The 15,177-nt window shown below is 58.5% G+C and carries 11 protein-coding genes; 5 read left to right on the top strand and 6 right to left on the bottom strand.

Features of this window, described 5'->3' with window-relative positions; all coding sequences use genetic code 11:
- The first annotated feature begins 95 nt into the window (after window positions 1-95).
- Complete coding sequence (locus JYU29_RS12380; RefSeq protein ID WP_213985559.1) at window positions 96-2,873, top strand: autotransporter family protein; 2,778 nt, start codon at window positions 96-98, stop codon at window positions 2,871-2,873.
- A 250-nt stretch (window positions 2,874-3,123) separates the two neighbouring features.
- Complete coding sequence (locus tag JYU29_RS18545; RefSeq protein WP_431192858.1) at window positions 3,124-3,381, top strand: hypothetical protein; 258 nt, start codon at window positions 3,124-3,126, stop codon at window positions 3,379-3,381.
- A gap of 106 nt (window positions 3,382-3,487) precedes the next feature.
- On the opposite strand, the gene JYU29_RS12370 is transcribed toward JYU29_RS18545, so the two are convergent.
- The 6 genes from JYU29_RS12370 to JYU29_RS12345 all read right to left on the bottom strand — a co-directional run bounded on the left by JYU29_RS12370 (window position 3,488) and on the right by JYU29_RS12345 (window position 10,449).
- The gene (locus JYU29_RS12370) at window positions 3,488-4,375 is read right to left on the bottom strand and encodes an alpha/beta hydrolase (protein WP_213985139.1); all 888 of its coding nucleotides are present in this window, start codon (window positions 4,373-4,375) and stop codon (window positions 3,488-3,490) included.
- Between the two features lie 164 nt (window positions 4,376-4,539).
- A complete protein-coding gene (locus tag JYU29_RS12365) occupies window positions 4,540-5,295 on the bottom strand; it encodes an iron ABC transporter ATP-binding protein (protein WP_213985138.1) in 756 nt (251 codons plus the stop codon).
- Complete coding sequence (locus JYU29_RS12360) at window positions 5,292-6,260, bottom strand: iron chelate uptake ABC transporter family permease subunit (protein ID WP_488657290.1); 969 nt, start codon at window positions 6,258-6,260, stop codon at window positions 5,292-5,294. Before JYU29_RS12360 ends, JYU29_RS12365 begins: the two co-directional genes overlap by 4 nt.
- Window position 6,261: 1 nt before the next feature.
- Window positions 6,262-7,248 carry an ABC transporter permease gene (locus JYU29_RS12355; RefSeq protein WP_431192857.1) on the bottom strand — a complete coding sequence of 329 codons (987 nt, stop codon included), beginning with the start codon at window positions 7,246-7,248 and terminating at the stop codon, window positions 6,262-6,264.
- Between the two features lie 105 nt (window positions 7,249-7,353).
- Window positions 7,354-8,280, bottom strand: a complete 927-nt coding sequence (locus JYU29_RS12350; protein WP_213985136.1) for a siderophore ABC transporter substrate-binding protein — start codon at window positions 8,278-8,280, stop codon at window positions 7,354-7,356.
- 21 nt (window positions 8,281-8,301) lie between these two features.
- Window positions 8,302-10,449: a TonB-dependent receptor domain-containing protein gene (locus JYU29_RS12345; protein ID WP_431192866.1), complete on the bottom strand. Its 2,148-nt coding sequence runs from the start codon at window positions 10,447-10,449 to the stop codon at window positions 8,302-8,304.
- A gap of 177 nt (window positions 10,450-10,626) precedes the next feature.
- Between JYU29_RS12345 and JYU29_RS12340 the strand changes: the two genes are divergently transcribed.
- From JYU29_RS12340 to JYU29_RS12330, 3 genes are all read left to right on the top strand, one after another.
- Window positions 10,627-12,126, top strand: a complete 1,500-nt coding sequence (locus JYU29_RS12340) for a glycosyl transferase family protein (RefSeq protein ID WP_213985135.1) — start codon at window positions 10,627-10,629, stop codon at window positions 12,124-12,126.
- 803 nt (window positions 12,127-12,929) lie between these two features.
- Entirely contained in the window at window positions 12,930-14,264 is a 1,335-nt protein-coding gene (locus JYU29_RS12335; RefSeq protein WP_213985134.1) for a hypothetical protein, read from the top strand.
- Window positions 14,265-14,752: 488 nt separating this feature from the next.
- Window positions 14,753-15,064 carry a hypothetical protein gene (locus JYU29_RS12330; RefSeq protein WP_213985133.1) on the top strand — a complete coding sequence of 104 codons (312 nt, stop codon included), beginning with the start codon at window positions 14,753-14,755 and terminating at the stop codon, window positions 15,062-15,064.
- Window positions 15,065-15,177 lie beyond the last annotated feature (113 nt).

Here is a 15,177-nt window from a genome sequence, read left to right as displayed (position 1 = left end):
AGTAGTGTTGAGCTGCCGAGACTAGACAAACGATCGCTATATGTTTCGATGGTGAAGGTGAGGACTTCTGTTAACGGGTAGATCCGCGGATGATCATGAGCAGATGTCGGGCTTCAGGATCACTCCGCACAAGACGACTTCTATATTGTAGTGCTGCTCTGAGCGGCCTTTCTGCATTCCATGTTCTTCCTGCTTATGCCGAGTGCGCTTTCTCACCGACGCTTGGAGATGACATTTTCATCTGCAGCAGCGGCACCGCTCCTGGCGGTTTGACGGATGTTTCCGGGAACAACACGCTGATCTTTCCGAATGATGGGACGGGCGTTCTCGACGGTGATGTGACCTTCGGTGGTGGCGCTGACCGCATCACTATGGAGTCTGGCTCGATCACAGGAAATGTCGTCCAAGGTGACGGCGTGGATGCTTTCCAGATCACGGCTGGCAGCGTGCTTGGCAACATCAATCAGGGGAACGGCATCGACGACTTTCGAATGACGGGAGGTCTGGTCCAATCCCTTAACCAAGGTGACAATCGCGACACCTTCTTCATGTCGGGTGGCCGCATCATCGATGCGTTCGATGACGGTGACGTCGCGATCATGACAGGCGGACGGGTCGGACGCGTTAATCTAAAGCTCGACAACAACCTGTTCGATATGTCTGGGGGCACCATCGACCGAAACCTTGTTGCTGGCTTCGGCAATGACACGATCCTTCTTTCCGACGGTTTCATCGGTGGCAACATCAGCGTCAGCGGTGGAACGGATACGATCGCGATCACAGGCGGCTCGGTGGGAGGCAACATTCTTCTGAGCTTCGGTTCGGATCGCTTCACATGGGACAATGGCGGGATCATCTACGGCGCCATCGATCTTGGGCCGGATGATGATGTTGCCGAGCTCGCCAATCTTACAAATGCCAATGTCGGAGCAACGACGCAGATCTCAGGCGGCCTCGGTGCTGATACGTTGACGCTGAACAACGTGAAGGCAAATGGCGTTGCGCGCTTTGACCGCTGGGAAAACGTTGATCTCGCCGACGACACAGAGCTGGTCTTCAATCAAACGATGGTGTTGGGCGACAGCGGCAGTGGCTCAGGCTCGTTGAGCATCGATGCCGCCAGCACGATCTTTTCGGGATCCGCCAATGGTGCAGTGCGCGCCTTTGCAGCCGGAGGACTTGTTGATGTCGTGAATGCCGGCCGCATCGATCTCACCAACGGCAACAGCACCAGCGATACGTTTAACGTTGGAGGCAACTATGTCGGCAACGAAGGTCGTCTGCTGCTCGACACGACTTTGGGTAATGACGCATCACCATCCGATAAGCTCGTCATCAGTGGCGGCACAGCTTCGGGGCTCACCGGTCTCAGCGTCTTCAATGCAGGCGGCACTGGCGCGGAAACAACTCAGAACGGCATCTTGGTTGTGCAGGCGCTTGACGGCGGCTCAACGCAAAGCGGCGCATTTGTTTTGAACAATCGAGTGGCAGCCGGCGCTTACGAGTATTTTCTGTTTCGGGGCGGCACCAGTTCTGGAACGGAGCAGAACTGGTATTTGCGTTCCAACATCGTTGCTACAGGCGAAACGCCACCGGCGGCAGCTCCTGCACCAGATCCGCTGGTGCCGCCCGGCATCCAACCTGAACCAGAGGAACCGGAAGTCGTTGCGCCGCCTCCGCCGCTGGAACAGCCCGCTCCGCCCCTTACGGTTGATCCAAACGATCCTGATCCGGACGACACGTCCGCACCTGTCGATGTCGGTGCCATCGAACCGCAGGCCCCTCCGGAACCGCAAGTTGCAGACGCTCCTGAGCCAGCACTACCGACGGAGGGGCTGCCAACGGGCGCAGCTCCTTTGCCAGGGAAAGGAGCACAGCCCCCCACGGCAGGCGCCACCCGCGTCATCGGTGACAACGTTGCTTTGTACCGCGTCGAAGTGCCAGCTTATTCCATCATCCCGGTGGCGGCCCATCACCTCGGTTTGTCGACGCTCGGCACTTTTCATGAGCGTAGAGGCGAACAATCCGTTCTGAACGGAGCAGGTATTCTTCCTGCTACCTGGGCACGCACTTTCGGCCAAAGCTTGGAAACCAAATGGGTCGGCACTGTCGAGCCAACGTTTGATGGCAGCTTGTATGGTTTCCAGTTGGGACAGGATCTGTGGGGCGTAGAAGCCGGGGATCATGGCAGCCACCGCGCTGGCATCTTTGTCGGCTATGCTCGGATGGATGGTGATATTCGCGGCCAAGCCTTGGGTTGGAACGATCTCTCCGTCGGTGATCTGAAGCTTGATGGAACCAGTGTCGGTGGCTACTGGACCTATCTTGCCAAGGAAGGCTGGTATGTTGACGCCGTCTTGATGGGAACATGGTTCGATGGCCGCGCTTCCGCAGTTACTGGGCAGTCCCTGGAGGTGGATGGCGCTGGCATCACCGCGTCCCTGGAAGGTGGTTATCCCATAACCCTCGCAAACGGTTGGGTGCTTGAGCCCCAAGCTCAGCTCATCTGGCAGGATCTCTCATTTGATGATCAGGCCGACACCTATTCGACGGTAGACTTCGGCACTTATGGCGCCGTGACAGCAAGGCTGGGCGCGCGTTTGGGAGGAAGCTACAAAACGGCTGGCGGAATTATGAAGCCCTACGTCAAAGCCAATCTGTGGAGGACATTCTCTTCAGACCAGACGCTGCGCTTTGGCGGCACGAATATCGCGACGCAGCTCGAAGGAACGTCTTTGGAGATCGGCACAGGCGTGACGGCTGATCTGTCCTCCTCCGTAAGCCTCTACGCTACCGCCGATTACACCACCAACCTTGGTGGCAAAGACAGGGACATCGTTGAAGGTAATCTAGGCTTGCGCGTGAAATGGTAGACACGTTGTCCGGCAAACTCAGGGGCAATTGAACATTTGAGAGTGGCGAGATGCGTTACGCCTGCTTCGCTTTGGTTCTTTGCTGGTCCATGGCGCTCTCAAGTGCGTTTGCGCAGCCGCTTGAGGCGCCGCCCTGCACGAATGTCGTTGTAGCTCTCAAAACTGCACCGCCTTTCATAATGAAAGGCGAAGACGGCACCTAGTCTGGCTTGAGCGTAAAGCTTTGGCAGCAGGTTGCGGACCGGCTGCAATGGCAAAAGAAATTCCGCAAAGTAAAAGCGCACGAGCATCAGAGCTTGTGGTGAGCCGCATCCGAAAGTTTGTCAGCACCATCCTTTACGGTCGCCTTCGCGTCGCCTACAGCCTGCTGGATTTCGCCCTTCATTTCCTGAGCTGCACCCTTGGCCTGGAGCTTGTCATTCCCGACAGCCTTACCATACCTTGCTTAACGTTGCCGATCGCTTCGTTCGCCAAGTTGAAACTTTGTCGCTGGTGCTGCCCATGTTGAAGCTCCTTAAGCTGTACGTTGTCTCACGGTGACGCAGCATCCTCGCCGCGCTGTCTATCAAGACGACAAGGGCAATTTGGTTCGATGTCCTGCCAAACCTCACAGGTCAGACTGACCATCTCGTTAGTAGCCAACGAAGTGATGGCTCGACCATTGAACCATGGCTCTCGTTCGACATAGGCTTGTAGGTGACAGTAAGACTGGGCTTTGCCGCCAGATGGTCAGCGACCTCCTTACCGGTTGGGCCCCCTCGCAGGCTGCGCATGCGAGTACTGGCGGCCGATGACGCCTCTTCGTGCTCACGACGTCGTCCAGAGGTTGTTATAACGAGACGCTTAGGCCGAGTTTGCGGAGTTTCCGCGAAAGCTTCGAGTTCGCTCAGGATCGCACCATTCTTCCACCAGACGGAGGGATCTGCAGCGAAGTATTCGGTGAAGGACCACAGATCTGCGAAGAGGACATGTAAGGCAACCAGACCGCTCAACGAATGGCCGAATAAAGTCGAGTCTTCCGTGTTGATGCGGTGTCGCTTGCTGATGCTTGGGAGGATCGTGTTCGTTAGCAAGGCAGTGAACTCGTCCAATCCCCCGGCTGCAAAGGGCTGACCTGCTTGATCAAGGGGCAGAAGGTTTTCAGGCGTTTTCGGCGTCAGGTCAAAGTAGCGACGTTCCACGATCGTTTTGCGATCATCTTCGGGGTAGCCGATGCCGATTAGTAAACGCGGACGTCCGTCTTGCTGCGCGATTGTTGCAGCCTTCGGAAACATCTGGTTCCCATCCAGCAGCACGACCAAAGGATAACCCTCAGCCGGTGCCTTCCCGATAGCCAACTCCCAGATCCGGTAGCTGCGACCATGACTGGTGTAGTCGAAGGTCTTCGCCTCTGAGGCTTCAGCTTCTAGTGGGGTTACGAGCAGGCCGCTCAGCACAGCTACTGCAGAAAAAGTGAGGGAACGTAAGAAGGAGATCTTGCCACCTAAAGCCTGAAACGTCATTTCGGTCGAGCTTCCCGCATTTAATGAACAAAGTAGAACGGCATGTTGGGTAAGGGCTGGTTTCGGCCGGAATAAACGGCGAACTTGGCTGCGATCTAGATAATTCGCTAATCTGCCAAACGCTGTCTCGCTAAAAGTGCGCTCCCGTTCAGGACCTCTCCGCATCAGTAGAAAACGGCGATGCGGCGGTCGGCAATGTCGTGGATGTCGATTTCCGTTTCGAAGATGCCGGTGAGCACTTCCTTGCGCATCACGGCTTCCGGCGTGCCCTGGAAGGCGACTGCACCGGAGCGCATGGCGACGATGTGGTCGGAGTAGCAGGAGGCGAAGTTGATGTCGTGTAGCACCAGCACGATCGTTTTGCCGAATTCGTCGGCGGCGCGGCGCAGGAGGCGCATCATGGCTGCGGCGTGGCGCATGTCGAGATTGTTCAGGGGCTCGTCGAAAAGCGCGTAATCGGTGTCCTGGCACAGAACCATGGCAACGAAAGCGCGCTGGCGCTGGCCGCCGGAAAGTTCGTCCAGAAAGCGGTCGGCGAGCGGCTGAAGGTCAAGGAAACCAAGGGCTTGGTCGATATGGGCGCGGTCTTCAACGGTTGGCCGATCGCGTGAATAGGGGTAGCGACCGAAGGCGACGAGGTCGCGCACGGTGAGGCGCGCGGTCATGTGGTTGTCCTGGCGAAGGATCGACAAACGCTTGGCCAGCACGTCGCTTTTGGTGGTGGTGACATCGAAACCGTCCACCAGAACGCGGCCGCGATCCATCGGCAAGAGGCGGCTGATCATGGACAAAAGCGTGGATTTTCCAGCGCCATTTGGCCCAATGATTGAGGTAATTCCCCCCTTTGGCAGCGCCAAAGAGACGCCTTTTACCACAATGGCTAAGCCATAAGCCTTCTGAACGTCGTTGATTTCGATCATCGCGTCGCGCCCCTGAGAAGAAGGGTGAGGAAAACCAGACCGCCGACAAATTCGATGATGATCGACAGCGCCGAGTTGAAGCCGAATACGCGCTCAAGCACGAGCTGTCCGCCGACCACGCAAAGAATGGCAAGGCAGACGGCGGCCGGCAGGATGAGGCGGTGTCGGTAGCTGGGAATGATTTGGTAGGAGAGGCTGGCGACCAGCAGGCCGAAGAAGGTGACTGGGCCGACCAATGCGGTGGAGACTGACACCAGTACGGCAACGATCACCAGGATGATCGAGACGGTGCGACGATGATCGATACCGAGATTGATCGCGGTGTCGCGCCCGAGCGCCAGAACGTCGAGCGTATGAAGGATGCGCCAGCCGGCGAAGCTGGCGAGGCCGATCAGGATCGCTGACACGGCGAGCAGGCTGGTGTCGGCGGTGTTGAAGCTTGCAAACATCCGATCCTGCAGAACGAGAAACTCGTTGGGATCGATGATGCGTTGCAGGAAGCTGGTGATCGAGCGGAACATGATGCCGAACACCACGCCAACCAGCAAAAGCAGATGCAGGCTGCGCCGCTCACCCGCAAACAGCCAGCGATAAAGAAGGCCGGAAAACAGAACCATCACGGCGACTTCGCCGAGGAAAAGCCATCGCGGGTCAAGAACGGACACGCGGTTCGCCCCAAGCACGAAGACCAGAACGGTCTGGATCAGGATATACAGCGCGTCGAAGCCCATGATCGATGGGGTCAGGATGCGGTTGTTGGTAACGGTTTGAAACAGGATCGTGGAAACCGCCACCGCATAAGCGACCAGCACGATCGCCGCGAGCTTGGCGCCACGAAAGGGCAACACGAAGTCCCAGCGGCCATTGGCGCCGATCGTCATGAAGCCGATCATCACGAGCAGGGTGAAAGCGGCGAGGATCAGCAGGATTGTGCGCGCCGACAAGCTCTTGCGGCGGATTGCGATATCAAGCGACACGGGCGTTCTTCCTGAGCAGGAGATACAGGAAGAAGACGCTGCCGACGACGCCCACGACGGTGCCGATCGGCACCTCATAGGGGTAAAGGATCAAACGCCCGAGGATATCGCAAGCCAGAACGAAGCCGGCGCCAAGCATGGCCACCCAAGGCAGCGAGCGCTTGAGATTGTCGCCCAGCATCATCGAAACAACGTTCGGGACGATCAATCCGAGAAAGGGGATCATGCCGACCGTGACCACCACGACCGCCGTTACCATGGATATGATGGTGAGCCCCAGAACAACGATGCGGCGGTAGTTCAAACCGACATTGGTGGTGAAGTCGTCGCCCATGCCGGCTACCGTGAAGCGGCCGGCGGCGATATAGGCGGCGACCGTGAGCGCGAACGAGATCCACAGCAGCTCATAGCGGCCGCGCAGGATCCCGGAAAAGTCGCCGCTGGTCCAGGCGCCGAGCGATTGCAGCATGTCGAAGCGATAAGCGAAGAAGGTCGACACGGCGCTGATTACGCCACCCAGCATGATGCCTACCAGCGGCACGAGCAGGATGGAGCGCAGCGGAATGCGGCTGATGATGGCGAGAAATAGCGCGGTGCCGGCCATGGCGAAGACGGCCGCCACGCCCGCTTTGGCGATCACCGGCAGGCCTGGCGCAAACAGCATCACGGTCAGGATGCCAAGCGTGGCGGATTCTACGGTGCCTGCGGTGGAGGGCTCCACGAAGCGGTTGCGTGCCAGCATCTGCATGATCGTTCCGGCCACCGCCATGCCAGCGCCGGCAAGCACCAGCGCAATGGTGCGCGGTATGCGGCTGATCAGAAGAACCTGAAGCGCGCGTCCATCATCGCCGAACAAGGTCGACAGCGAAACATCGCTCACGCCGACAAACAGGCTGGCTACGGCCAGGAGCGGGATCGCCAGGGCACACAGCACGAGAGGCGCCTGGCTCCAATCCTTGCTTGCTTGCGGCATCATGTTCCAAAAGGTCTGCATACAAAACGCGGAACCGGCCTTTCGCGGAAGGGAGCGAAAAGGCCGGTCAGAAGGAGCTCCGAACTCGGAGCCAAGAGTGCTTGAGCGCTACTGCTTGCGCAGGGCCTTGGTGACCTGTTCGGCATCACTCTTCACGGCGCTAACGCCGCCGCCAACAAGATACCAATTGCTTGGGTTCAGGTAGACGACCTGCTCGCTTTTCCAGGCTGTGGTCTGGTTGACGAGGTCGTTGTCGAGGAACTGCGCCGCAGCCTGACCTTCACGCCCGATTGCGGCATCACGGTCGATCACGAACAGCCAGTCGGGATTGGTTTCCAGGATGAACTCAAAGGAGATCGGCTGTCCATGCGTGGTTTCCGACGCGAGATCGTCGCGCGCAGGCGTGACACCGAAAGCGGAATGGAGAACGCCGAAGCGTGACACAGGACCATAGGCGCTCATCTTGCCGCCGGTGGTGAGGATCAGCAGACCCTTGCCGGCACCCGATGCGGCTTGCTTCACATCAGCCAAAGCGGCGTCGAGTTCCGCAAGCTCGGTCTTGGCTTCGGCTTCCTTGCCGAAAACGCGGCCCAACGTTTCCATGTTCTTGCGGACACTGCCGATGAAGTCTTTCTGGTCGGTCGACATGTCGATCGTCGGTGCGAGCTTGGCGAGTTCGGCATATTTCGAGCGCGAACGGCCACCAACGATGATCAGGTCGGGGGCGGCTGCGTTGACCGCTTCATAATCGGGCTCAAACAAGGAGCCGATCTTTTCATATTCGTCCGCTTCGTACTTCTTGAGATGGGCGGGCATCGACGCCGTAGGCATGCCCTGAACCTCGACGCCGAGTGCATCGAGATTGTCGAGCGACGCGACGTCGAAAACGAGGACCTTCTTGGGCATAGAAGCAAGCTTGGTGGATCCTTGCGCATGCTCCACCGTGATTTCCTGCGCCAGCAAAGGCGAGGCGAAGGAGGCGACGGCAAGAATGCCGGTCAGGGTTGCTGCGAGAAATGTGCGACGTGTGTTCATAGGTGTGGTTTCCTCGATCGCTCAGAAATTGGTGGTCAGGCCGACCCAGAAACGGCGACCTTCAATGGAGGTGTTGTAGTCGGTGGCGCCCACTTCCTTGTCGAACAGGTTGTAAACCGCGCCGCGGAACGTGGCTTGATCGTCGACCGAGTAGGAGAAGCCGATGTCGACCGTGGTGTAGTCGTCATACTTGCGGCCGGCCGCACCGTTGATGAGAACGGGTGTGCCGTTGGTGCCCAGGCGCGCACCGCCGGCGATTTCCTCGCCATGATAGTTGAGGGACGCCCAGGTTTCCCAACCCTCCCAAGGCAGAACATAGTCGGCGCGCAGGTTGGCCATGTGCTCGGGCGTGCGAGCCAGCGGGAAGCCAGCGAAGTCACCCGTTTTCTGCTCGGAATCGGTGTAGGTGTAGCTGCCGCGAAGCGACAGCGAGTCCGTCGCATCCCAGGTGGCCGTCAGCTCGACGCCCTGGATCGTGGCATCGTCGATATTGTAGTTGTACCAGAGCCGGTAATTGGGATCTTCTTCCCAGCGTACCGGATTGCCGTTGTCGTCCAAGACCAGCGCGTTGGTGATCTTGTCCTTAAAGTCGGTGTAGAAGTAGGTCGCGCCGAGCGTGACCCCGGCATAGGAATCCCAGATCGCGCCGAGCTCATAGCTGGTGCTGGATTCCGCCTTGAGGTCCGGGTCTGCGATGATGACGCCGCAAGTGCCGGTTGGACCATAGGAACAACCGCCGCCGCCGGTCGTATAGGCATAGCCCGGCGAGATGTTACGGATGTCGGGCGCACGGAAGCCGGTGGATACGCCGCCTTTGATCGTGAGCTGGTCGGTGGGATTCCAGACGCCGTAAAGGCGCGGGCTGAACTGCGCGTCGTAAAGCTCGTGCTTGTCGTAGCGCAAACCGCCTTGCAGCGTGAATGTGTCGGTGAGTTCCCACGCGTCTTCGGCAAACAGCGCATATTGCGTGACCTGGAAGTCTTCATCCGTGCCGGTGCGACGACCAGGGTTCTGATCGGTCAGCTTGGCATCGTTGATCTGACCGCCGGTGACCAGCGTGTGGTCGCCCCATAGCGTAAAGGGCGTGGTGAACTTGCCATCGAGCACCGAATTGCGGATTTCGGGCGAGCGCGGATTTTCAACGAACTGACCGACCCTCGGCGTCCAGGCATAGCTGGTGCGCTCGGCCCATTCCTGGCTGAAGGAGAATTCCGAGGTCGTCCAACCCCAGCGACCGATATGGGTAAAGGACCAGTGATCGCGGTCATTGTAGTTGTAGGTGCCGTTGGCGTTGAGCGCCAGCGTTTCGCCCGCCGTTGCTTCGCGCTGAACGCGGGTGGTGCCGCCTTCCAGCAGGAAGTCGTGGTTCTCGTTGGGCGTGAAGGTAAGACGCCCGGTGACGTCGCGCTCTTCGGCTGCCGTCACGCCGCTCAAGAAACTGTCTTCGCCGCGCCTAAAGCCGCGACCCCAGAACTGCAAACCAAGCTTGTCCTGAAACACAGGACCGCTGCCGTAAAACGAGACCTGACCGGAATTGCCGTAATCGGAGTTTTCCTGCGCCGTACCTTCCAGCGTCACCGAGCCCGACCAATGATCGGCGACCTTGCGGGTGATGATGTTGATGACGCCACCCATCGCATCCGAGCCGTAAAGCGAAGACATCGGGCCGCGCACGACTTCGATGCGCTCGATGGCCTGGATCGGCGGAATGAAGCTTTGTTCGAAACCGGAATTGCCGTTGGTGCGCGCGTCGCGCGTCGTCTGGCGCTTCCCGTCCACAAGGATCAGCGTGTACTGACCCGGCAAGCCGCGGATGTAGATGTCCTTTTCGTTGGCCGGGCCGGTTACGGAAACGCCCTGGACCTCACGCAACGCATCGGTCAGATCGCGGAAGCTGCCTTTTTCCAGTTCCTCGCGTGAAATCACCGAGATCGAGGCCGGTGCGTCCTTCACATTTTGTTCAAAGCCGGTGGCGGTGACCACGACCTGCTGAAGATTGACCGTGCGCGAGCCCCCCTGGCTGTCATCGATGGTTTGTGCGCTTTCTTCTTCATCGACGTTCTGGACGGTGCTTTGCGCCCATGCAATCCCGGGGAAAAGCGCCGTTGCCGCAAGGCACGAGGTGGCAAGCAGAGCCGCTTTCCATCTTTTTCCCTGCGCCCTCAACACCACCGTTTCCGCCGTTCCAACCCCGTATTCCGCGTTACGCTCTACGCCCAAAGCCCCAGCCCCTAAAACTTGAGTACTTCGGTCTTGTTATATAGGAGGGGGGAGGGGTCAAGGTATCGTGTTTTCGACTGGTTCCATCTTCAGGAAACCGCAAAACACCTTGAAAAGGGGGCTGGAGTGACGCGCGCGAACCAGGTCAGGCAAGAGAATGATGGTGAGCATTCGGCCGTTCAAAGGGCTGGTATGCTAGCTGGCGCGGCGGCGTGCGAGGGCTCCAAATCATCGCTCAACCGGCTTCGTCTTCTTGTGGCGCTGGATGCGCTGCTCGTGCACGGCTCGGTCGGCAAGGCGGCCGACGAAATGGGCATCGGTGCACCGGCCATGAGCCGGCTTCTGCAACAAATCCGCGCCACTTACGGCGATCGCATCTTGGTGAAAACGGCACGTGGCATGGTGCCGACGCCCTTTGCGGAGACCTTGCGCATGCGATTGCGGGCGCTGGCTGCCGAGACCGTCGATCTGCTTGATGTTTCGCAGCCCATGCAGCCGCGTACACCGCGCGCCCAATCCAACAAGGTGCCGATCCTGGATGCGCCGCCTTTGGCCATGCAGGCGGATCTGTCGATCAGCGGCCCGACGCCGGCGGATTTCGCCGCCAAGCTGGCGCGCATCGGTCCGCTTGCCGAACCACGGCAGCGGCTGGCGAAGTTCGTGGCAACGATCGGGGCAGGTGCCGGCCGCAGCCGTCCGCTGACGATGGAAGAAGCCGATGAAGCCTTTGCGCTGATCCTCGCCGGCAAGGCCGATCCGACCCAGATCGGCGCCTTTCTGGCCGTGATGCAATATCGCGGCGTCACGGCAGCGGAACTCGCTGGTCTGGCTCAAGCGAGCCGCCGCCATATCGGTGCGGCCGAGGTGAGCGATCGCTTCGTTGATCTGGATTGGCCAGCTTACCCCTCGCCGAAAGCGCGTGGCGAGCTGTGGTTCATGCTGGCGGCAAAGATCGTCGCCAAGGCAGGACATCGCGTTTTGATCCATGGCTCGGCGGGGCAGGACACCCATGGCGAACGCCTCGGTGCAAGCGCGCGGCAATTGCAGATACCGGTTGCTCAAACGCAAGACGAGGCTGCCGAGTTGATCGCGGCGCATGGCTTAGCCTATCTGCCGCTGCGCTCCACATCGGCGCAAATACCGGCCTTGCTCGGCTTGTATCAGTTCTTCGAACTGCGCTCACCGCTCAATCTGGCCGTGCATTTGTTGAACCCGCTCGGTGCTGAAACCAGTGTTATGGGTGCATCACGTGCGATTTATGAGACTGGCTTGCGCGATACGGCAGCGTTGCTGGGGTGTAGAAACCTGTCCGTTATCTCCACCAGTCGTGACGTGGCCGAAGCCAAGCCGTTCCGGACGACCAAGCTGCATCGGCTGATTGACGGTGAGGCTGAGTCCATGATGATTTCTTCGCAGCAAGCACCTGAGGCCGTGTCTTCTACAGGCTTGTCCAACCTCGAATACAGCCAAGCCGTATGGCTTGGGCTTGCTCCCGATCATCGTCCACAGCAGATTGTTATCGAGACTGCTGCGATTGCGATGCTCACATTGGTGGGCGGCAGCCCAAGCGGCTTGGATGATCTACGAACTAAAGCTCGCATGCTGTGGGACAGCCGCTTGAACTGAGTGCTTCAGATCTCAGCGCAGCGGCTCATCTTCGTAGGAAGACTGCGCTGCGCTTAAGGAAGGTCAGCTGCTACTCGGCTCCCGATATGCAATTGACCAAGAATGCAGGTCGATCATCTAGCGTCCGCTGTCAGCGGCAGTTTCCGAGATGCCGGCGATGGCCTTGGATGACTCTATTTGGCTTAAAACCTGCTGGTCCTCTGCTGTCAGAGACTGCGTGCAGAACCATCGTCCACCTCGAAAGCGGGACCGCTCCTTGCTGCTGGAAGTTGCACGTCAATTGTCCTGTAGCTGGCACCCAGCTTTGATAAAGAGTGGATAGGTTAACAGCACGAAAACGGCGGCTCAGTGAGCCTTAGGAAACCATTTCCTATCGCCTCAGCTTCATCAAAGAGCCATTCGCCAAGAGCGCCTTGTGGTGAAGCATTCGTCACGAGCGCGCGCTTGAAGGAGCTCATTTCCGGTCAAATCGGAATACTTCGTTGTTGCGAAGCACATGATGCCTAAGTCGGGTTTTCTGAGGCTAAGCTACTTGACCTCTCGCTCGGCGGCATCTTTCCTGAGCGCAGGATTCTCTGTATTGCCAAGTTCGAAAATTTTCCAGATTGCGACAACAAGACGCATTTTGGCATCAATTCTCTCCCAAATGTGGGTTCAGTGCCTGCAATATAAGTATTTGTAAGTCTATCTCAAGTAAATCACTTTCGTTCGAAATTGCTTCGATTTTACAGACCTTCGATTCTGCCGTACAATGCTTTCATCCCTCAAAATGGTTTGTGGGTGTTGCTTTCAGGAGAGCTTATATGACTGTTGATGTGACGAGCGCCGCCACCACTGTGATGCCGACGGAGGCGCAGGCTAGCCTCGCGCCTACGAGAGAAATGACTGACGATGCAACATCGTCACTCAAGGCGAGCTCGAAGGAGACGACCGCCCCTCCGCTGCCGTCCCTTGAGGAGCTGGGCTTCATCGATGCTGACGTCGTTAGGGTTCTGAAGGAGTGCGAGGCGGAGTGGCATGTCACTACGCGTCTGGACACAAAGGTTGTCTTCTTGCGTGGCGCATTGGTCGCAAAAGCCCAGGAGGTTTGCGAAGATCAGGACGAGGTCGAACGATGGGCAAAAGGGCGCCTGAAGGTCACCAGGCGTGCGGCGGTGAACTACGGCCGAGTGCACCGCGAATTGCGGGACCACGAGCAGCGCTTCATCGATGCGGGCGTTGGGGCAACCGTGATGTATGAGATGACGGGTGCCGGTGCCGAGAAGGTTGAGGCTTTGCTGCGCCACTACGAGGAGGGTGGTTCCATGACCGTTCAGGAAGTGAAGGCCTTCGTCAAACAGACGGATGCTGAGATCGCGTCTGATGAGGAGCAAGCCGAATTCTCCGGCGCCGATGGAATCCGGGAGATGGTTAAAGCCAAGCTCAAGGTGACTGTTCCCGACATCATGCAGCGCCTGCAGTCCATCATGGCCAATTGCCTTGTTGCACTCGATGAGCACCACCGTGGTGTGCAGGTCCGAAAAGGGGAGCTTGTGGACAAGATCGAGCATGAAGCGCGGATTGTGCGCGGCAAGCTGGAGAACCTTGCTTTCACAGTGGCTTCAAACCCACACGGAGAAATTTGGCGATTGCATACCGAGCGACCCTCGCACGAAAGTGCCTGGGGAAACTTGGTGAACTTACTCCGGCAGCTTGGTGGGCGAGACGGCTGGAAGAAGCCGCTTGGCCCGTGGTTGATCGATGATGTCATTCCCGCGATCGAATGGGGTCTTGGCAGCAAGCTTGCTGAAGCAACGCGTGCTGAGGACGCAAAGCGTCTGGAAGCGATCCGCGAAGCCAAGGAAGCGGGTAAAGCAAAGGCCAAGGCTGAGCGCACTGAGTCCGTCAAGCTGCAAAAGAGGAGCGGCAAAGCCAAGACCAAGATCGCGGCCCCTGCGATCAAAACCCACTTGCCAGGAGCCGAGCCGTCCGCGGAGCAGCCGAAAGCGAAAGCGAAAGCGAAAGCGAAAGCGAAATCGGATCCAATTTCAATGGAAGTAGCAAACGCGCCGAAGCCGAAAGGTGTCAAGCGGCCAACCTTTCTTGACGGCCTTGCAAAAATCGTTGAATCGGCAGAGCAGGCTGGCCTGAAGCTCTGAGCTCAAATTGAACAAGCGCACCGCGAGGGCGTCCGGCCTATCCAACCACAAGCCCCCTTTCTCGGAAGGGGCTTCTTCTTGTGCATTTAGCGCATCGAATTCGGCTTCAGCGGATCGGCCTCGATTGCGTTTGTCTTTCTCGGGAGTGCAAGCCAATGCTTGTGCCACGTTGCCGGTCAACCCAAACGCAACCGGCAGAAGCGATATAACGGCCGTCCAGACTGACGGGATACACTGGCGCGTGGATCGAAAGCCGGTTGGCTGTCTTCAGCGTTCCAGGCCAGCGATCGTCTTGATTGGGCGAGCCCGGCATTAACCATGCGATCGCTTGATTTGCGGTCGCGATCGTTTTGCGGGCTCCCGACGTGAAAAGATCCTGCCATAGTCTTCTTGCTTCGGGATTAGCCGGAGCCGGACTGCGGCCTCCATCGGTGCTGGTAACACCGACGAAGACCTGACCCGAACCTTCTCGTGAAAGGCATCGAGCTGTGACGAACACTATCTCCAACGACCTCATCGACCAAGCCATCCCGGTTGCGAGCCCCCAGCTTCGTGAGCGGGTTGACCAGGCAGCGGGCGCAACTCGTCCGGGTCGTTACGACCACAAGCTTGATGAAGCTGCCCGACGTCCGGCGCGCTTTCCAAGTCGCTTGTCGTTGATCGAACCGCTGGTTGCCCAGATCAGAATGCTCGAGGCGCGCGCACGGTCTGCGGAACAAAAGCTTGCTGCCCATGGCCGCCATTGCATCTGCCGGGCGGCTACCATCGCCACCGAAGAGGCGGGTGTCGTGTTGGCGTGAGCAATCGGATCGGCGGCGGTTTGTTGACGAGCCGCGAAGCGCCGGATGGTTTGATGGCGGCATCAACCTGGTTGCCTGATCAATCCGTCGCCTAGGCGAGTGACTGGTTAGCT

The sequence above is a fragment of the Tianweitania aestuarii genome, assembly GCF_018457165.1.
Lineage (GTDB): Bacteria > Pseudomonadota > Alphaproteobacteria > Rhizobiales > Rhizobiaceae > Tianweitania > Tianweitania aestuarii.
This window is presented reverse-complemented; position numbering and strand designations above follow the sequence as displayed.